This is a genomic window from Ruegeria sp. AO1 (assembly GCF_056535985.1).
The window spans coordinates 1,623,664-1,641,728 of record NZ_JBQFJC010000001.1 but is presented as its reverse complement, the minus strand read 5'-3'; the positions used below and the strand labels follow the sequence as shown (position 1 = coordinate 1,641,728).

19 protein-coding genes are annotated in these 18,065 nt (G+C 59.5%); 4 read left to right on the top strand and 15 right to left on the bottom strand.

Features of this window, described 5'->3' with window-relative positions:
* Positions 1–52: 52 nt before the first annotated feature.
* The gene (cysS, locus tag ACR3FB_RS08070) at positions 53–1,444 is read right to left on the bottom strand and encodes a cysteine--tRNA ligase (RefSeq protein WP_480564829.1); all 1,392 of its coding nucleotides are present in this window, start codon (positions 1,442–1,444) and stop codon (positions 53–55) included.
* A gap of 213 nt (positions 1,445–1,657) precedes the next feature.
* On the opposite strand from cysS, the gene ACR3FB_RS08065 reads away from it, so the two are divergent.
* Both ACR3FB_RS08065 and ACR3FB_RS08060 read left to right on the top strand, forming a co-directional pair.
* Positions 1,658–2,002: an MmcQ/YjbR family DNA-binding protein gene (locus ACR3FB_RS08065; RefSeq protein ID WP_480564832.1), complete on the top strand. Its 345-nt coding sequence runs from the start codon at positions 1,658–1,660 to the stop codon at positions 2,000–2,002.
* 57 nt (positions 2,003–2,059) lie between these two features.
* Positions 2,060–3,247, top strand: coding sequence for a pyridoxal phosphate-dependent aminotransferase (locus tag ACR3FB_RS08060; RefSeq protein WP_480564835.1), 1,188 nt, complete (start codon positions 2,060–2,062; stop codon positions 3,245–3,247).
* A 6-nt stretch (positions 3,248–3,253) separates the two neighbouring features.
* Here the strand turns inward: ACR3FB_RS08060 and ACR3FB_RS08055 are convergent, their stop codons facing one another.
* From ACR3FB_RS08055 to purC, 7 genes are all read right to left on the bottom strand, one after another.
* A complete protein-coding gene (locus ACR3FB_RS08055) occupies positions 3,254–3,772 on the bottom strand; it encodes an outer membrane protein (protein WP_480564838.1) in 519 nt (172 codons plus the stop codon).
* A 256-nt stretch (positions 3,773–4,028) separates the two neighbouring features.
* Complete coding sequence (locus ACR3FB_RS08050) at positions 4,029–5,363, bottom strand: sigma-54-dependent transcriptional regulator (protein ID WP_170373631.1); 1,335 nt, start codon at positions 5,361–5,363, stop codon at positions 4,029–4,031.
* Between the two features lie 14 nt (positions 5,364–5,377).
* Positions 5,378–7,120: a sensor histidine kinase gene (locus ACR3FB_RS08045; RefSeq protein WP_170373630.1), complete on the bottom strand. Its 1,743-nt coding sequence runs from the start codon at positions 7,118–7,120 to the stop codon at positions 5,378–5,380.
* Between the two features lie 69 nt (positions 7,121–7,189).
* On the bottom strand, positions 7,190–7,858 hold the full coding sequence (gene purQ / locus ACR3FB_RS08040; RefSeq protein ID WP_170467079.1) for a phosphoribosylformylglycinamidine synthase subunit PurQ: 669 nt from the start codon (positions 7,856–7,858) through the stop codon (positions 7,190–7,192).
* A gap of 11 nt (positions 7,859–7,869) precedes the next feature.
* Entirely contained in the window at positions 7,870–8,913 is a 1,044-nt protein-coding gene (locus ACR3FB_RS08035) for a zinc-dependent alcohol dehydrogenase family protein (protein WP_480564842.1), read from the bottom strand.
* Positions 8,914–8,917: 4 nt separating this feature from the next.
* Entirely contained in the window at positions 8,918–9,148 is a 231-nt protein-coding gene (gene purS / locus ACR3FB_RS08030) for a phosphoribosylformylglycinamidine synthase subunit PurS (RefSeq protein ID WP_170374301.1), read from the bottom strand.
* A gap of 235 nt (positions 9,149–9,383) precedes the next feature.
* Positions 9,384–10,139, bottom strand: coding sequence for a phosphoribosylaminoimidazolesuccinocarboxamide synthase (gene purC, locus ACR3FB_RS08025; RefSeq protein WP_170374299.1), 756 nt, complete (start codon positions 10,137–10,139; stop codon positions 9,384–9,386).
* A gap of 275 nt (positions 10,140–10,414) precedes the next feature.
* On the opposite strand from purC, the gene ACR3FB_RS08020 reads away from it, so the two are divergent.
* Positions 10,415–10,732, top strand: coding sequence for a DUF1476 domain-containing protein (locus ACR3FB_RS08020; RefSeq protein ID WP_170548922.1), 318 nt, complete (start codon positions 10,415–10,417; stop codon positions 10,730–10,732).
* 121 nt (positions 10,733–10,853) lie between these two features.
* Positions 10,854–11,867 carry a betaine--homocysteine S-methyltransferase gene (gene bmt, locus ACR3FB_RS08015; RefSeq protein ID WP_480564845.1) on the top strand — a complete coding sequence of 338 codons (1,014 nt, stop codon included), beginning with the start codon at positions 10,854–10,856 and terminating at the stop codon, positions 11,865–11,867.
* Between the two features lies 1 nt (position 11,868).
* Here the strand turns inward: bmt and ACR3FB_RS08010 are convergent, their stop codons facing one another.
* The 7 genes from ACR3FB_RS08010 to argC all read right to left on the bottom strand — a co-directional run bounded on the left by ACR3FB_RS08010 (position 11,869) and on the right by argC (position 18,024).
* Positions 11,869–12,645 (bottom strand): enoyl-CoA hydratase-related protein, encoded by a 777-nt coding sequence (locus ACR3FB_RS08010; protein WP_480564849.1) that lies wholly within the window; start codon positions 12,643–12,645, stop codon positions 11,869–11,871.
* Positions 12,646–12,719: 74 nt separating this feature from the next.
* Complete coding sequence (locus ACR3FB_RS08005) at positions 12,720–13,175, bottom strand: cytochrome c-type biogenesis protein (protein ID WP_170467085.1); 456 nt, start codon at positions 13,173–13,175, stop codon at positions 12,720–12,722.
* Positions 13,172–15,136 (bottom strand): heme lyase CcmF/NrfE family subunit, encoded by a 1,965-nt coding sequence (locus tag ACR3FB_RS08000; protein ID WP_480564852.1) that lies wholly within the window; start codon positions 15,134–15,136, stop codon positions 13,172–13,174. Before ACR3FB_RS08000 ends, ACR3FB_RS08005 begins: the two co-directional genes overlap by 4 nt.
* Before the next feature lie 75 nt (positions 15,137–15,211).
* Positions 15,212–15,787, bottom strand: coding sequence for a holin family protein (locus ACR3FB_RS07995; protein ID WP_480564855.1), 576 nt, complete (start codon positions 15,785–15,787; stop codon positions 15,212–15,214).
* On the bottom strand, positions 15,778–16,389 hold the full coding sequence (locus ACR3FB_RS07990; RefSeq protein WP_480564858.1) for a holin-associated N-acetylmuramidase: 612 nt from the start codon (positions 16,387–16,389) through the stop codon (positions 15,778–15,780). The genes ACR3FB_RS07995 and ACR3FB_RS07990 overlap by 10 nt, the downstream gene beginning before the upstream one ends.
* A 152-nt stretch (positions 16,390–16,541) precedes the next feature.
* Entirely contained in the window at positions 16,542–16,988 is a 447-nt protein-coding gene (gene ccmE / locus ACR3FB_RS07985; protein WP_480564861.1) for a cytochrome c maturation protein CcmE, read from the bottom strand.
* A gap of 7 nt (positions 16,989–16,995) precedes the next feature.
* Positions 16,996–18,024, bottom strand: a complete 1,029-nt coding sequence (argC, locus tag ACR3FB_RS07980; RefSeq protein WP_480564864.1) for an N-acetyl-gamma-glutamyl-phosphate reductase — start codon at positions 18,022–18,024, stop codon at positions 16,996–16,998.
* Positions 18,025–18,065 lie beyond the last annotated feature (41 nt).

Below are 18,065 nucleotides of genomic sequence, written 5' to 3'. Positions count from 1 at the left end.
GCTCCCGCTGGCCCAGAGTAGTCGATCTTTCCACGTGGCGCGCGGATTTCCTTCAAACATCTTCCAGTTTCGACGCATCAAATCCCGCAGCCGGAACCAGTTCAACGCCTTCTTTGCTCATGCGCACTTCCAGACCTGCGGCGACAAAAGCGGATTTCAAACGGTCCACTTCTGAGAAGTCCTTGCTTTGCATCGCTTCGGCCCGTGCTTCAGCCAACCGGGCAGCGAAAGTGCTCAGATCCATCGCTTCGGCCCAAGCGCCCATATCATTGCCCAAAAGCCCGAGAACTTGTGCGCTGGCAAGCAGAGCCGCCGCATCTCCATCCGCAGCCAAACGGTGCAGTTCCGCGATGGCACCCGCCGTGTTCAGGTCGTCCGCCAGCGCCTCGATGACCGAGGGGGCCGCGCTGGCGGCGGGCTCGATGCCCGCTGTCAGCGCCCGCCACTTGCGCAAGGTGGCCTCGGCTTCACGCGCCTTTTTCTCAGTCCAGTCCATTGGCTTGCGATAGTGGGTCTGCAGGAAAACAAAGCGGATCACCTCACCCGGCACGCCCTGTTCCAGCAAGTCATGCACAGTGAAGAAGTTGCCCAGAGACTTGGACATCTTCTTGCCTTCGACCTGCAGCATCTCGTTGTGCAGCCAGACGCGCGCAAACTCACCCTTCGGATGAGCGCAGCAGCTTTGGGCGATTTCATTCTCATGATGTGGGAACATCAGATCATTGCCGCCGCCGTGAATGTCAAAACTCGCCCCCAGCAACTCATAGCTCATGGCCGAGCATTCGATATGCCACCCCGGACGGCCCCGACCCCAAGGCGAGTCCCACCCTGGCAGCTCATCGGTCGAGGGCTTCCACAGCACAAAATCCATCGGGTTCTTTTTGTAAGGCGCAACCTCAACCCGCGCACCGGCAATCATGTCATCGACCGAGCGACCGGAAAGCTTACCGTACCCCGATTTCCAGCTATCGACAGCAAACAGCACATGACCTTCAGCGGCATAGGCATGACCCTTCGCGATCAGCCCTTCGATCAATTCGATCATCTGCGCGATATACTCGGTCGCGCGCGGCATCGCGTTAGGCTCCAGCGCCCCAAGCGCACCCATGTCATGCAGATACCAGCCGATAGTCTCATCGGATCGTTCCTGCACCAACTGCTCCAACGACCCCTCGGCGCCAGCCTGTTTGCGGGCCAGAGCGGTGGCGTTGATCTTGTCATCCACGTCGGTGAAATTGCGCACATAGGTGACCTGATCCGCACCGTAGACATGGCGCAGCAACCGGTACAGGACATCGAAAACCACCACGGGCCGAGCATTTCCCAGATGGGCCCGGTCATAGACAGTGGGCCCGCAGACATACATCCGCACGTTGTCGGAATCGATCGGAACGAAGTCTTCCTTCGTCCGCGTCCGTGTATTGTGCAGCTTGATTGTCGTCATCACTCGGGCTCCTAAAGCTTGCGCGTTGGCGCGGGCTTAGCAACTTGTCTCAGGGATGAAAACGAAAGAAACCGGCCCGCTTGAGAATTCAGCAGGTAATGCAGCAAATAATGGTGCAGATCATCCGGTTCATTTGCTCGGCATATCATGCGTCATGCGTCATGCGCCAAGCCAAGGCTTGAGTTCGCGCGTCTTCTCCAGCACTCTGCGCGCATGAGCAGGGATTTCGTCAACTCAATCTGCCGCGACCTGCCGGGAGCCGAATGGTCGGACCCCTGGGGCGGCGGGCATGATGCGTGGAAGGTCGGCGATAAGATGTTCGCCTGTATCGGGACCGCAAATGATGGCGTTTCGGTCAAAACACCCGATATCGAAACCGCGCAGATGCTGATCGATGCAGGTGTCGGTGTGAAAGCCCCGTATTTCCACCGCAGCTGGGTTCGCCTGCCCTTTGACGCGGATGAGGAAGAAATGCGCTACCGCCTTGCCGCCTCTTACGATCTGGTGCGTGCATCGCTCACGAAAAAGGTTCAGGCCACCCTTCCTGCGCGAAGCTGATTGACAATTTCGGATCGCTCTGTCCCTGTCGCCACAAATACAAACCGAGGCAAGATCATGAAACTGTCAGATCGCATCACGCAGATCACCGGAGGCGGCAGCGACGGGTGGGATGTGTTCTATCGCGCGCGTCGCATGGTCGCCGAAGGCCACGCCGTGACGCAGCTGACAATCGGCGAACATGACATCGGCACCGATGCCTCGATCCTGGATGCGATGAACCGATCGGCCCGCGACGGCCATACCGGTTATGCCATGGTGCCGGGCACCGATCTACTGCGTGACACGGTCGCCGCGCGGGTTCAGACCCGGACCGGAGTATCAACCACCCGAAACAATGTCCTGATCACTCCAGGCGGACAGGCGGGGTTGTTTGCGGCTCATATGGCTGTGTGCAACCCCGGCGACGTCGGGCTGTTCCTTGACCCCTACTACGCCACCTACCCTGGAACCATTCGCGGAACCGGCGCTGTAGCGCGGTCGGTTCAGACCACAGCCGAAGATGCCTTTCAACCGCGTGCCGAACAGATCGAGGCCAAGGCCGATGGCGCTGTGTCGTTGCTGATCAACACGCCGAATAACCCAACCGGAGTGGTTTATTCACCCGAGACACTGAAGGACATCGCTGAACTGTGCCAGAGGCGCGACCTGTGGCTGATCTCGGATGAGGTCTACGACACGCAGATATGGAAGGGTACGCATCTGTCTCCGCGCGCCCTGCCCGGTATGGCCGACCGCACGCTGGTCGTCGGGTCCATGTCGAAATCCCACGCCATGACGGGATCACGTTGCGGCTGGATCATTGGCCCGGAAGAGGTCATCAGCCACCTCATCAATCTCGCCACCCACACCACCTATGGCGTTCCGGGCTTCATTCAGGATGCCGCGAGCTTTGCCCTAAGCGCGGGTACAACGCTCGAAGATGAAATTGCAGCCCCCTTCCGTCGTCGCCGGGCCCGCGCGCTAGAGGTGCTGGCCGAACAGAATACCATCGGCCTCGTCCCCGCGGATGGCGCGATGTACCTGATGTTGGATATCCGTGCGACCGGTCTGACCGGTGAGGGGTTTGCAAATGCCCTTCTCGATAAACACACGATTGCCGTCATGCCCGGAGAGAGCTTCGGTACAGCCGCTGCGGGACACGTCCGCGTTGCCATGACTGTCGATGACGATCGTTTCGAAACGGCTCTGAAGACGATCTGTACCTTCGCATCCGAAATGGCAGGTCAGCAAGCCGCCGAGTGAAGGCGCTTAGAACCGGAACGTTGTCCGCAGGTTGAAGATATTCGTGTCCAACCCACCGCCCGAGCGTGTGACATCGTCAAAATCCTGCCGCAACGCTTCGCCACTGATCACGAAGTTGTCGCCGATGGGATAGGCAATGCCGATTCCATAAACCGCCGCTGTGTCGTTCTCTTCCGAGGTTTCAACACGCGCAGCGCCGACCACAACATAACCCATTGCCGCGCCAAAATCATACCCGCCGCGAAACTTCAGCCGGGTGATACTGTCGACGCTGCCCTGATCCTGACCAAGGTTGAGGGACAGGCGGTTATACTCCAGCTCACCGCCCAGAACGAAGGCGCCGAAATCGCGGTCATACCCGACAAGAGGCCCGAAAACGGTATCGTTGCCACCTGCGCCACCAGACCCGTCCGCATCCGCGTAGCCAAAGCTGAACCCCGCATAGGCCCCCGTCCAGTCCTCGGCCGAGACCGAGCTGGTCATCGCCATCGTCGCAGCGACAATGAGGGCCGAGAGGGGCTTCATACACGTCTCCAAATCAGGCGCATCGCCGGTTTCTTTGCGGACCAAACACCCGCTTATTTGAGTGTTTAACCTAGTAACGCCACTGCTAAATTCAAATCTGCATCAACGATAAGTGAATGCAGTATAACAGATTTCCCCTATAACGGGTTAAAATCTCTTTAAGATACGTTCAAAAACCCAGAGCGGGCCTTTTCACCAAAAAAAAAGCCCCGACCACTTGCGTGATCGGAGCGTTGAATAAGCGCCTGCGTGGTTCTTAAAGATAGTCAGACCGCTGCAGACCGTATTTGGCCATCTTCTCGTTCAGCGTCCGGCGCGGCAGGCAAAGCTCATCCATCACCGACGCGATCGAGCCCTTGTGGCGACGCATGGTGTTGTCGATCAGCATCCGCTCGAACGCTTCAACATATTCCTTCAGTGGTTTGCCCTCGGTGGTCATGACCGGCTGCATTTCCTCATGATCGGACATCAGCAAGGATGCAATCGTACCGGAACCACGTCGCGATTGCAGCACCGCGCGCTCGGCGATGTTGATCAACTGCCGCACATTGCCCGGCCACGGGGCTTGCAACAGCTGCGCCGCTTCCTGCGCACTGACCTGCGGGGCATCACAGCCATATTCCTCGGCGAATTGCTCACTGAGGCGGGTGAAAAGGGTCAGGATATCCTCACCCCGCTGTCGCAGCGGCGGCATGGTGATCCGAAGGGCGGCCAAACGGTAGAACAGGTCCGGGCGCAGAACGTCTTCGGAGGTTTTGCCGGCCTCTTGCAAGTTCGAGATCGCGACAATCCGCGTTTCCGCAGGAGTGCCCTGCTCGTTCATCACGCTTAGCAAACGGGCCTGCAACGTGTCGCTCAACGCCTCAACATCTTCCAGAACCAGTGTCCCGCCACGCGCCTCTTCAATCGCGGGAAGCTGCGCATCCTCGGGCATCATCGGGCCAAACAGTCGTTTCGACAGCACTTCTTCTTCAAGCGCCGCGCAGGACACCAGAACGAATTTCTTGCCCGCTCGGCTGCCAACGGCGTGCAGAGCATGCGCGACAAGCGTCTTGCCGGTACCAGTCTCTCCGTCAATCAGAACATGGCCGTCCGCCTGCCCCAGATCGAGGATATCCTCGCGCAAACGCTCCATCACCGGGCTAGCACCGATCAGTTTGTTCATGATCTGCGTACCACCGGACAGCTCACGCCGCAGGGCCCGGTTGTCCAGCGTCAGCCGCCGTGCGTTGCTGGCGCGTTTGGCCAGTTCTGACATGCGGTCTGGGTTGAAGGGTTTTTCGAGGAAATCAAACGCGCCAACGCGCATCGCCTCAACCGCCATCGGCACATCGCCGTGGCCGGTGATCATGATAACGGGCAGCGTGCTATCCGCCCCCATCAGTTTTTTCAGCAATTGAATGCCGTCCATGCCCGGCATCTTGATGTCCGAGATCACGATCCCCGGATAATCCGGCCCGAGAACCTTGAGTGCATCTTCTGCGCTGGCAAAGGTTTCGGTGTCATATCCCGACAGCGCCAGCCATTGGCTGATCGACTGGCGCATGTCCTGTTCGTCATCGACAATGGCGATTTTCATGGCCTGTGCCATAGTATTCCCTCGTGTTATTCAGCGGCCTGGAGGCCGTCGCTTCCCAGTGGCAGTTGCATCTCGAAGACCGCGCCACCCTTCTGGCCGTTGCGTGCGGTTAGCCGTCCGCCATGGTCGTTCACGATCCCTGACGAGATAGCAAGCCCCAGCCCGACTCCGTCGCCGGGCTGCTTGGTGGTGTAGAAAGGCTCAAACAGGCTTTCGATATCCTTGATACCATACCCGTTGTCGCGCACGGTAAGCACCGCCATGTCGCCCGCCGCCAGGATGATCTCAACATCCGGCTCTGCTACAGATTTGGTGGCGTCCAGTGCGTTGCGCAAGAGGTTGACCATCACCTGCTCAATCCGCATCCGGTCGCCCATAACAATGACAGGGTCTTCGGGCAGGATCTGCGTGATCTTCACATGGCGCTGCCGCAGCTGAGGCTCCATCATCGACAGCGACGAGGCCAGCGCTTCGCCAAGGTTTACTGGCGAAAACGCATCCGCCCCCTTACGCGCGTAAGACTTTAGCTGCCGGGTAATCGCGCCCATCCGCTCGATCAGACCATCAATGCGACCAAAGCTAGCGAGGGCCTCTTCCGGTCGGTTTCTGCGCAGCAGCAGACGTGCCCCGGCAAGATAGGTTTTCATTGCAGCCAGAGGTTGATTAAGCTCGTGACTTACCGCCGCTGACATCTCGCCCAAGGCGGCCAGTTTCGAGCTTTGCGCTAGCGTCTGCTCCGCCAAATCCAACGTCTTTTCAACCCGTTCGCGCTCAGCGATTTCCCGCTGCAGCCTTGCGTTCAATGCGCGAAGCTCTGCCGACTCGCGTTGAAACAAAACCACACGCGACGCGGCGCGACGGCTAAGCAGATAGAACGCCGCCGCCAGAAGAATCGCAAAGCCCATGATTTCCAGCGCCAGTACGCTGTTCACCTTTTCGCGGATGGAGTCATAGGTGGTAAACGAGGCCATTTGCCAACCGCGGAACGGTATGCGGGTCTCAAGCCTTATGACGGCCTCACCTTCCAGATAGCCATCCGGCGGCAACGCAGACCAGTCGGCCGTTGCCCGCAGTGCGCGTTGGATCGCGCTTTCCGGCGTCTGCCGCAACATGGCCGAGCTTTCGTCCAGCCCCCGCCATTGCGGCTCGGTCGACAGGATGATGTTACCGGTGCTGTCCCGGACAAGCACGGCGTCGGAAATCCCGGCCCAGGCGCGTTCGAATTTCTGTAGGTCAACCTCAACCACGATCACGCCGAGGATCTCGGAATTCGCCTCAATCCTGCGGGAATAGATAAAGCTGTAGTCACCGGTTTCGCGCGGGCTGACCGTAAATATCGTCGCGTTCGAGCGGATTGCGTCCACAAAATAGGGCGCATTGCGATGCCCTTCGAGCAGGCGATTGCGGTCAGTAGCCGCCACCGTCACGCCATCCCCGTCCATAAGCATCAAGGATGCAGCTCCAATCTCTTCCACGAAAGAGATCAGGCGCTGGCTGGACAACAGGTAGTCGCTGGATTGCAGCGCCGAAATCAGCGTCGGGTCCCGAGACAGAAGCTGCGGCACAATCGCGTTGCGCCGCAATTCGCTGAGGAGGTTGCCGGAATACAGAGCAAGGCGCAGTTCGGCGCGGTTACGGGTCGATTCAGTGAAACGGTCGGTCAGCAACCGGTTCGTCACCCAGATCGTCGCAACAGCGGTCAAAAGGACGAGAATAACAGCCACACGCAGCCGCCACCCCAAAGGGGCGCCGCGAAATGGACGGGTCATTTTGTCCTTAATCGAGTGAAGGCCTGAACTCATTCCCGAAAGTTACGCGGGCTGAGCGGCGACCTCAAGTCACGCCGGGGCCAGAACGCCCGACAATGCGCGGAACAATGCCGTCCCGTCGGTGCCGCCATGTCCCTCATCCGCTGCGCGTTCGGGGTGCGGCATCATGCCAAGAACGCGGCGGTTTTCCGACAGGATGCCCGCGATATCCCCGACCGAGCCATTTGGATTCTCGGTATAGGTGAACGCGATCCGGTCCTGATCCTTCAGCGCGGACAAGGTGGCGTCATCGGCGAAATAGTTTCCGTCGTGATGCGCTATCGGAATGCCGATCACGTCTCCTGCATTGTAGCCTTGGGTAAAGGCGCTGTCGCTGGTTTCGACCTTCAGGCCAACCGTTTTGCAGATGTATTTCAGACCGGCATTGCGCAGCAGCGCGCCGGGCAGGATTCCGGTCTCCGTTAGGATCTGAAACCCGTTACAGATGCCAACCGCATAGCCGCCTCGCTCGGTATGATCGACCACGGCTTTACAAATCGGCGATTGCGCCGCGATGGCCCCGCAGCGCAGGTAGTCGCCATAAGAGAAGCCACCGGGAACGCCGACGATGTCGACCCCCTCGGGCAGCGCGGCATCCTTGTGCCAGACCATGTCAACGGCGAAGCCGGCCTGTTCAAAGGCCACGGCAAGGTCCCGGTCGCAGTTTGATCCGGGGAATACGATGACGGCTGCGCGCATGGCGGACCCTCCTAGCAAGTAAAATCAGTGACCACCGCCACACCGGGAGGTGCAGGAGCGTCGAAAGCGGCAAGTTCTTCACTCACCTGGTTCAAAGATACGTGTCGTGTCACGAGCGGGCTGAGATCAAGATCCGATCCCGTGATCAACGACAGAAGCGATGGATAGCGCCAACTGGGCATCCCTCGTGTTCCAAATACAGAAAGCTGACCGGAATAGAGAACATCCATCGGCAGCGTCATAGCTGCATGATCGCCCGCAGGCATGCCAATCTGAACCATCCGGCCCAGTTTGCGCAAGGACCGCATCGACGCTACGGTCGTGGCTTCAATCCCCAGCGCCTCGATCGCCACATGGGCACCGCCGCCAGTGATATCTTTTACCGCTTCGGGCGCGTCACATGTTGCCGCGTTCACAACTGCATCCGCGCCCAGAGATTTGGCGTAGCTCAGCTTGTCTTCCGAAATATCGACGACAACCACCCGTGCGCCAAGCGCCTTGCCCAACAACAGGGTTGAGACGCCTACTCCGCCCCCGCCGAATACGGCAAGCCATTCTCCGCCCTGCAGCTGAGCGCGTCCAACCAACGCCTGCCATGCTGTCGTGACCCGACATCCCAGCGCCGCCGCGATCTCGGGCGCGAGTGTCTCGGGCAGTTCTGTCAGATTGGCATCCGCATGCGCAACCGCGATGTACTCGGCGAACGCACCATCACAGGTAAACCCCGGCACGACCTGGTCGGCGCAGGTGGTTTGATTGCCTTGGGCGCAGTCCTGGCAATGACCACAGGCCAGAATGAAAGGCGCAATCACCCGATCACCGATTTTCCAGCGGTGGACGCGGCTGCCCACCGCAACCACCTCGCCGCAATATTCGTGGCCGGGTGTCATCGGGAGGATCACATCCGGGTCCGACCCCGACCACGCATGCCAATCTGACCGGCAGACGCCGCAGGCCAACACTCGGACGACAACGCCATCCTCGGCCGGTTCAGGGTCGGGAATGGTGGTCAGCTCCAGCGGCTGGCGATAGGTGATCAGACGCGCTGCCCGCATCCAATCAGACCAGTTCGATCTCGTAGCGTTCGATGACGGTGTTGGCCAACAGCTTTTCGCACATCTCGGTCACGTCCGCCTCAGTCGCGCCTTCGGCCAACTCCAGATCAATGACCTTGCCCTGGCGCACACCTTCGACCTGATCAAAGCCCATGGCACCCAATGCGTGGCGGACCGCCTCACCCTGAGGGTCCAGCACCCCGTTCTTGAGCATCACATGCACCCGTGCCTTCATCTTCGCAACTCCACCTGAGGGCCACGATCGCAGGCCCATTTCGTTGCGCGGGGGATAGCGCGGTTGTGCCTTTGGGACAACCCTGTTTGCGGCGAAGATTGAAAAGCTATGAAAGGGCGTGACCCAAAACGGACCGGACGGGTGATGCGGGTCGAACGGCATACCCTGCGCTCGCACGAAAAACGCCGCCCAGATCGGGGCGGCGCTTTGCAAATCTTTTAGATGGAGGCCGAGATCAGTTGATCAGCGTCGGCTTGGTCACATTGCTTTGCGGCAGAACACCCAAGCGGCGCGCGACCTCGGAATAAGCGTCGGTCAGGTTGCCCAGATCGCGGCGGAAGACATCCTTATCCAGCTTCTGGCCGGTTTCGATATCCCACAAGCGGCAGCTGTCGGGGCTGATCTCATCAGCGACAATCAGACGCTGGTAGTCACCGTCGAATACGCGGCCGATCTCGATTTTGAAATCTACCAGTCGGATGCCCACGGCCAGCATGACACCGCTCATGAAGTCGTTCACGCGCAGTGCGAGGCTGAGGATATCGTCCATGTCCTGCTGGCTGGCCCAGCCAAAGGCCGCGATATGCTCTTCGGTGACCAGCGGATCACCCAGCGCATCGTCCTTGTAGCAGTATTCGACAATCGGACGCGGCAACTGCGTGCCCTCGGCAATGCCCAGACGTTTGGACATCGTACCGGCCGCATAGTTGCGCACGATCACTTCGAGGGGGACAATCTCACAATTCCGCACCAACTGCTCGCGCATGTTCAGGCGGCGGATGAAGTGGTTCGGCACACCGATCTGGGTCAGACCATTCATGAAGAACTCGGACAGGCGGTTGTTCAGAACGCCTTTGCCGTCGATCACGTCTTTCTTTTCCGCGTTGAACGCGGTTGCGTCATCCTTGAAGTACTGCACGATTGTGCCCGGCTCGGGGCCTTCATACAGAATCTTGGCTTTGCCTTCGTAGATTTTCTTGCGACGCGCCATCGGGGCCCCTTCCATATCGGCAATACGCGCAGATCGCGCGGCTGCGGCCCTCATAGAACAGCCCGCCCCAACCCGCAAGTTGTCTGGTTGCTTTCCATCAGAGCATCCGCTTTCGAAAGGTTCCTCATAGGTATTGCGCACCCTTAAGACCTGCCAACGAAGCCTGCGTGCAGCAACACAGCGCATTTGGTCGCGCAAGGCCCATTTTCGCTATACATTCCGAAATTCGTTTCTTATCTAGATTAGGAATGTCCACGCTATGAGGTCCCAATAAAATGACCACGTTCGACGAACGCGAAAACGCCTTTGAAGCCAAGTTCGCCCATGACGAAGAAATGCAGTTCAAGGCCCAGGCCCGCTGCAACAAACTGCTGGGCCTTTGGGCGGCGGCAAAGCTGGGGAAAACCGGCTCTGAAGCGGACGACTACGCCAAAACCGTCGTGATCGCCGATATGGAAGAGGCAGGTCACGAAGACGTCGTGCGCAAGGTCTCTGCCGATCTGGGCGGTCTATCCTCAGATGACGAAATCCGCGCCAAAATGGCCGAGCTTCTGCCCGAAGCCAAAGCTCAGGTCATGAGCGAGACGGACTAAGCCACCGGCCACCTCATGATCTTCATGAGTAATATGAATTTGATTTGACGCCCCGGTCATGAGACACGGGGCGTCTCATATTCATACGGGCGCTTTGCGCCTAATACGTCGGACCAAGCCCATGACAAACACCTTGACCCAGCTTCTCGAGACCAAAGAGGCCATTCTGGCCGATGGTGCGACCGGAACCAATCTGTTCAACATGGGTCTGCAATCCGGCGACGCACCCGAGCTGTGGAATGTGGATGCGCCGGACAAGATCCGCGCGCTGTATCAGGGCTCGGTCGATGCGGGCAGCGATCTGTTCCTGACCAACACCTTCGGCGGCACCTCGGCTCGGCTCAAGCTGCATGACGCGCAAAACCGCGTGGGTGAGCTGAACCGCATTGGCGCTGAACTCGGGCGTGAGGTCGCGGACAAATCCGGACGCACCATCGTGGTTGCCGGCTCGGTCGGTCCCACCGGGGAGATCATGGAGCCAGTCGGAAGCTTGTCGCATTCCGAAGCGGTCGAGATGTTCCACGAACAGGCTGAGGCCCTCAAAGAAGGCGGCGTCGATGTTTTGTGGGTCGAAACGATCAGCGCCCCCGAAGAGTTTCGCGCCGCGGCCGAGGCCTTCGCTCTGGCCGATATGCCCTGGTGTGGCACCATGAGCTTTGACACTGCCGGGCGCACCATGATGGGTGTCACTTCGGCGGATCTGGCCCTTCTGGTCGAAACGCTGCCCAACCCTCCGATAGCGTTTGGCGCGAATTGCGGTACCGGAGCGTCGGATATCCTGCGCACTGTACTTGGGTTCACCGCACAAGGAACCGAACGGCCCTTGATCTCGAAAGGCAATGCCGGAATTCCGAAATATGTCGACGGCCACATCCACTATGACGGCACGCCTGATCTGATGGCCAACTATGCCGTGATGGCTCGTGACGCAGGTGCAAAGATCATCGGTGGTTGCTGTGGCACCATGCCCGCTCATCTTGAGAAAATGCGCGCCGCTCTGGACAGCACAGAACGTGGAGCACGCCCGACGCTCGATCAGATCACGGATGCGCTTGGACCGTTCTCATCCGCCTCGGATGGGACCGGCGACGATGCCGCGCCCGAGCGGCGCACCCGCCGCCGCCGCCGCGCCTGAGTTAGCGCCCCTCGAATTTCGGGGGGCGTTTTTCCATGAAGGCCACCACGCCTTCGGCAAAGTCGCGTGAGCGTCCACATTCACCTTGCAAATGCGCCTCGGTCGCCAATTGCTGCGGCAAGGTTTTTTCGTAAGTACCGCGGAGCGCCTGTTTGATCGCGCCATAGGCCGCCGTCGGACCTTGGGCTAGATGCGCGGCCCGGCTGCGCCAATGGGCTTCAAACGCATCATCGGCGACTGCTTCCCAGATCAGACCCCAATCATCGGCCTGACGCGCGGTGATCTTGTCAGCAAACAACGCGGCTCCCATGGCCTTGGCCAGCCCCATCTGACGCGGCATGAACCACGTACCGCCAGCGTCCGGCAGCAAGCCGATGCGGGAAAAGGCCTGCAGGAAATAGGCGCTCTCGGTCGCGATCACCACATCGGCACAGAGCGCAAGGTTGGCCCCCGCCCCGGCTGCCGGTCCGTTGACGGCGGCAATTGTGGGCACCGGGCTGTTATGGATGGTCTCGAGCATCGGCTCGTATTCATCGCGCAGCGAGCGTTCCAGATCGATCTTTCCGGTCGAGGACGCATCGCCCAGATCCTGCCCGGAACAAAAGGCTGGTCCGGCCCCGGTCAACACGATGCATCGCGCATTTCGGGCTGCGTGTTTCATCGCGTGGGTGATCTCGGCCCGCATCTGCGTGGTCAGCGCGTTCATCTTGTCAGGGCGGTTCAGCGTCAGCACTGCCAGCCCATCCGTAATGTCCAGCAGGATCGTTTCGTAGTCCATTAAAGCTCTCCCTCGCGCCTCTGCGTGAACGGACACTGCCGCATTCACAGGCCGAGGAAAAGCGGAACCACGCGTCAGTCTTTCAGAATTTGGCGCAGGCGCTCTTTTTCGGCGTCGCTCAGCCCGTCGCTTTCACCCAGCGCTTGCGCCTTGGCCCGGTTGCGCAAAAAGACCAAGCCGACACCGGCGGCAATCAGCAACATGATCGGCCCGGCCAACCACAGCATCAGGTTCGAGCCCGTAACCGTCGGCTTCAGCAGCACATATTCACCATAGCGGTCGACGATGAAGGCAATCGCTTCTTCATCCGTATCCCCGGCCACCAGCCTTTCGCGTACCAGCAAGCGCAGGTCGCGCGCCAGATCGGCATTGCTTTCGTCGATGCTCTCGTTTCGGCACACCAGACAGCGCAACCCGGTACTGAGGTCGCGGGCGCGTTGCTCCAGCACTGGATCGTCAAGCACTTCATCCGGTTGCACAGCAAATCCCGGAGCCGCCAAAAGCATGAGGATCAGGATCAGACGTTTCATTCTGCGGGTACTCCGGCAGAGGGGGCTTTGCGTGCGCCAGCCGCCACCCGGAACCGACGATCGCAGAGGCTGAGGACGCCCCCCAATGCCATCATGAGGCATCCGGCCCAGATCCAGTTGGCGAAGGGTTTGATATAGGTCCGCAAGACCCAGCCCCCATCCGCCTGCTGATCCCCGATCACCACATAGAGATCGCGCATGACCCGGTAGTCAATCGCCGCCTCGGTGGTGGGCATTCGCGCAACCGGATAGTCACGTTTTTCGGGATGCAGCGTCCCGATCATGCGCCCGTTGGTTTCCACCTTCACATCCGCCATGGTCGAAAAGTAATTCGGCCCTTGCACGCGATTGACATCCTCGAGCGTCAAGGTGAATTGGCCAACCTCGAAGGGCTCACCCGGTTGGGCGACGCGGATATCCTCAACCTCCCACGCGGTCAGACCGGCGATGGCGAAGATGGTCACACCCAGACCCGTGTGGGCAACCGCCTTGCCCCAATCGGCCCCTGGCAGGCGGAACAGGCGTTTCAGACTACCGTTGCGTCCCGTCCGGCTCCATAAATCAAGAACGGCGCCGAAGGTGATCCATGCACCCAGAAACAGACCCACAGGTCCTAAAGCGCTACGCCCTGTCTGCATGGCCCAGACCAGCACGCCAAGAGCAACGGCCAGCACAAACGCATAGCGCAGCGACCAAGCTGTCTTGCCCAGTTTGCCGCGCTTCCACGGCAACATCGAGCCAACCGGCAGGACCAGCCCTAACAGCACCATGAATGGCGTGAAGGCCGCGTTAAAGAACGGAGGTCCGACCGAGAGTTTCCGGTCAAACATCATCTCGGCCACCATCGGCCACATGGTGCCTACGAACACCACGAAACAGCTGACGGCCAACAGCACGTTGTTCACGACCAGCGCGCTTTCCCGGCTGACCATGCCAAAGACGCCCTTCGCCTCCATCGCCTGCGCCCGCGCCGCGAACAGCGTCAGCGCACCGCCGATAAAGAACACAAGGATCAACAGAATGAACACGCCCCGCTCTGGATCTGTCGCGAAGGCATGTACCGAGGTCAGAAGCCCCGAGCGCACGATAAATGTCCCAATCAGCGAGAACCCGAAGGCGATGATCGCCAGCAGGATTGTCCAGCTCTTCAGCGCCTCGCGTTTTTCCACGACAATGGCCGAGTGCAAAAGCGCCGCCGCCAGCAGCCATGGCATGAAAGAGGCATTCTCGACCGGATCCCAGAACCAGAAACCGCCCCAGCCCAACTCATAATAGGCCCACCACGACCCCAGAGCGATCCCAATGGTCAGAAACACCCAGGCGGCCAGCGTCCACGGCCGTACCCACCGGCCCCAGGCGGCATCGATACGGCCCTCGATCAACGCGGCCACGGCAAAGCTGAACGCCATGCTCAGGCCGACATAGCCTAGATACAGAAACGGCGGGTGGAACGCCAAGCCCGGGTCTTGCAACAGCGGGTTCAGGTCTCGCCCATCGAACGGCGCAATCGCCAGCCGGTCGAACGGGTTCGAGGTAAACAGGATGAAGGCGAAGAACGCCACGGCAACAGCCGACTGCACAGCCAACACGCGCGCTTTCAACGTTGGCGGAAGGCCAGCGCCAAAAAACGCAGCCATTGCGCCGAACAGGGTCACAATCAACACCCACAACAGCATCGAGCCTTCGTGGTTCCCCCATGTCCCACTGATCTTATAGATCATCGGCTTCGCCGAATGGCTGTTCTCAACCACGATCCGCAGCGAGAAATCAGACGTGGTGAACGCCCAAACCAGCGCTCCGAAGGAGAAAGCCGTCAGTAGGAATTGTGAGATTGCCGCCGGTTCCGCAAACGCCATCCATCCAGCCCAGCGTTTCGATGCCCCGATCAGGGGCACCACGCTTTGCACGATAGCGACGAAAAAGGCGAGGATTAGCGCGAAGTGACCTAGCTCTGTAACCATAGGGCAGGATATATGCCGGAGGCACGGTAATCGCCAACCACTTTCGTTTGATTTCGGGGCACATAGTGTCGCAACTCAGCCCCGTTCGCGTCGCCAATCCTCTAACGCTGGGTTCGCATCAGCCAGCAGGCTCTCTTGCGCCAAGCGCGCATCCGACCCCGTATCTGCCACACCGGCTCGGTCGCTGCGCATATTTCCAAGCGCATCAAGGTTGGCCAAAACTGTCGGAGTCCGCTCCATCACGGCCGAGATCTCGCGCTGCAAATCCTGCGATTTCGCCTGATGCCGCGCGCCGAAATAGAACGAGACAATAACGCCCAGCAACCACCACAACGGTTCGGGCACGAGCGCAATCCCCTGCATTCGCGCCGAAAACCAGATCGGATCGATCATGGCGGCAACAAACAAGCCCAACGTTCCCAGCGCCAAAGCCGGACGCGGAAGCCGGTTCAACCCGTCCATGAACCGGTCGAACATGCCTTTGGGCGGCCTTTGAAACTCGGCTCCGAACTGCGTCATGGCCTGAGTTTGCGCCACCATTCGGCGCTGGGCACCCGCATCGGCGTTTTCCCGAAAGACCTCTACGGTTTCGCGCACCACGTTGCGCCCGCCACCGAACAAGAACCCCAATACGCCCGAGATCAATCCCATTCCGCAACCCTCCTCTGAAACGCCTCATCGCTCAGGTGATAGCGATCAGACAGGAACTCTTCCGCCCGTCTGATCCAACCTCCTTTTCCGCCCGCACGGGTACGCGCATACTTTCGCGACGCGGGACGCCGATCTGCGAGCCGAAAGTAATAGTTCCGCCGCGCCACCCCATAAGCGTCCCGCAACTGAACCGGGTTCGGGTGCGCCGCGTCCTGACTGGCGCCTACGGTCTGCGGGCCGATGACCCCGTCCACCACAACAGCAAAAGCCATCTTCACCAACAGCGATTGCAAAATGCGCACCGCCTGCGCGCCCGCATTCACATACATGTCGAACGCACTGGCCTGAAGCGCCTCGGGCAAAGCGGCGATCCCCGGTTTCTCAAAATAATGCTGCACAAAGATATCAACCGCCTGCGCGCGGCTGAGGGCCCGTACATCCGCGGCGTCAACCACCCCGTCCCGCGTCAAATCCAGCCCCAAACGTCGCATCGTGTGAATGGTCACGCCGAAATTGGTGGCTCCTCCTGGATCATCCGGGTCATCCACAAACCCGCCTTCCCGACGCACAATCTCTTCGGCAATTTGTCGAACCGTCTGCATCACGACCCCCACCTGCATCAGTCGATGGGAACGATCCTGCAAACTCCTTAACAACCCCAAATGAAACCGAGCGCCACCTGCCACCCGCACGCAACGCCCCTGCTTCTTCTGTTCAAAAATACCTCCGACGGAGGCACGCAGCGCAGCTGCGTTCAGCTTTCGCCAGGATCTTTGTAAACGCCCTGTTCTTTCAAAGCGTCCATGACCTCTTTCGGCATATAGGTCTCATCATGTTTAGCAAGGATTTCAGTCGCTTCAAACACACCGTTCACATAGCGACCCGTCCCGACCATTCCTTCGTTTTCCGAGAAGAGATCCGGCAGAACCCCGGTAAAAGCCACGGGAACGCTCTCTCCGCCATCGGTGACCACAAAGCGCACCGTTTCACCCTGCCCTCGGACAATCGAGCCCTCTTCGACCAGACCACCAATCCGAAATACCTCGGTCGGCGCGGGCGGCTCGGCGATCACCTGACTGGGCGAGCGGAAAAAGTTGATGCCATCGCGCATCGCATACCCAATCAACGCCGTCGACACCACCAGCGCCGCTACGGCCACCAGAATGATCTGAACTCGACGACGTTTCTTGAGCGTTTTCATACCGTCCTCACGGGAACAAGGGGGCCATCATCAGCCCTCGGGTTTCATCCTCACCTAACATCAGGTTGGCATTCTGCAAGGCCTGCCCACTGCTACCTTTTGTCAGGTTATCCAAAGCGGCGACCACAATCGCGCGCCGTTCAATCCGGTCCGCAACAACACCTATGTGGCAGAAATTCGATCCCCGCACATGGTGGGTCGAGGGCGCCTCGCCCATCGGCAAAACCTCAATGAAAGGCTCGTCAGCATAGGCTTTTGCCAGCGTTTCGTACACGCTCTGCGGGTCGCCCTTCACGTAGGAGGTTGCCAGAATACCCCGGTTCGCTGGGATCAGGTGCGGCGTGAATTGGATATGCACCGTGCGCCCGGCCAGTTTTGAAAACTCCTGATCGAACTCTCCTAAATGGCGATGCGTACCACCTATGGCATAGGCATTCGCGCCTTCGCTCAGCTCGGCATGCAGCAGGTTTTCTTTCAACGACCGGCCAGCGCCCGACACGGCGCATTTCAGATCGAGGATGATGTCGTCCAGATCAATAACCCCAGCCGAAATCAGCGGCCGCAGCACATATTGTCCGGTCGCCGCGTTGCAGCCCGTACCCGCCACCAGTCGTGCGGTCCGGATGTCGTCACGATAGAACTCGGTCAGGCCATAAACGGCCTCTTCCTGTTGCTCCAACGCGCTATGCGGATTGCCGTACCACTTTTCGTACTCATCGGCGTCCTGCAGCCGGAAATCGGCAGAAAGGTCGATGATTTTCAGGGTCTTCGGCAGGTCCCGGATCACTTCCTGACTGGTTTTATGCGGCAAGGCGCAGAAACACAGGTCGATCCGGGAAAAGTCGATCTCAGAAATCTTGCACAGATCGGGCAAGTCCATATGGCGTAAATGCGGGAAGACCTGAGCCATCGACAGACCCGCCTTACGTTCCGCCGCCAGCGCAACGATCTCCATGTTCGGGTGCTCGGCGATCAGCCGCACCAGTTCAGCGCCAGTATAGCCTGAGGCGCCCAGAATTGCGATTTTATGGGTCATGTCAGACCTCTTCTTTGCATGTGTCACATATCATGACCGCC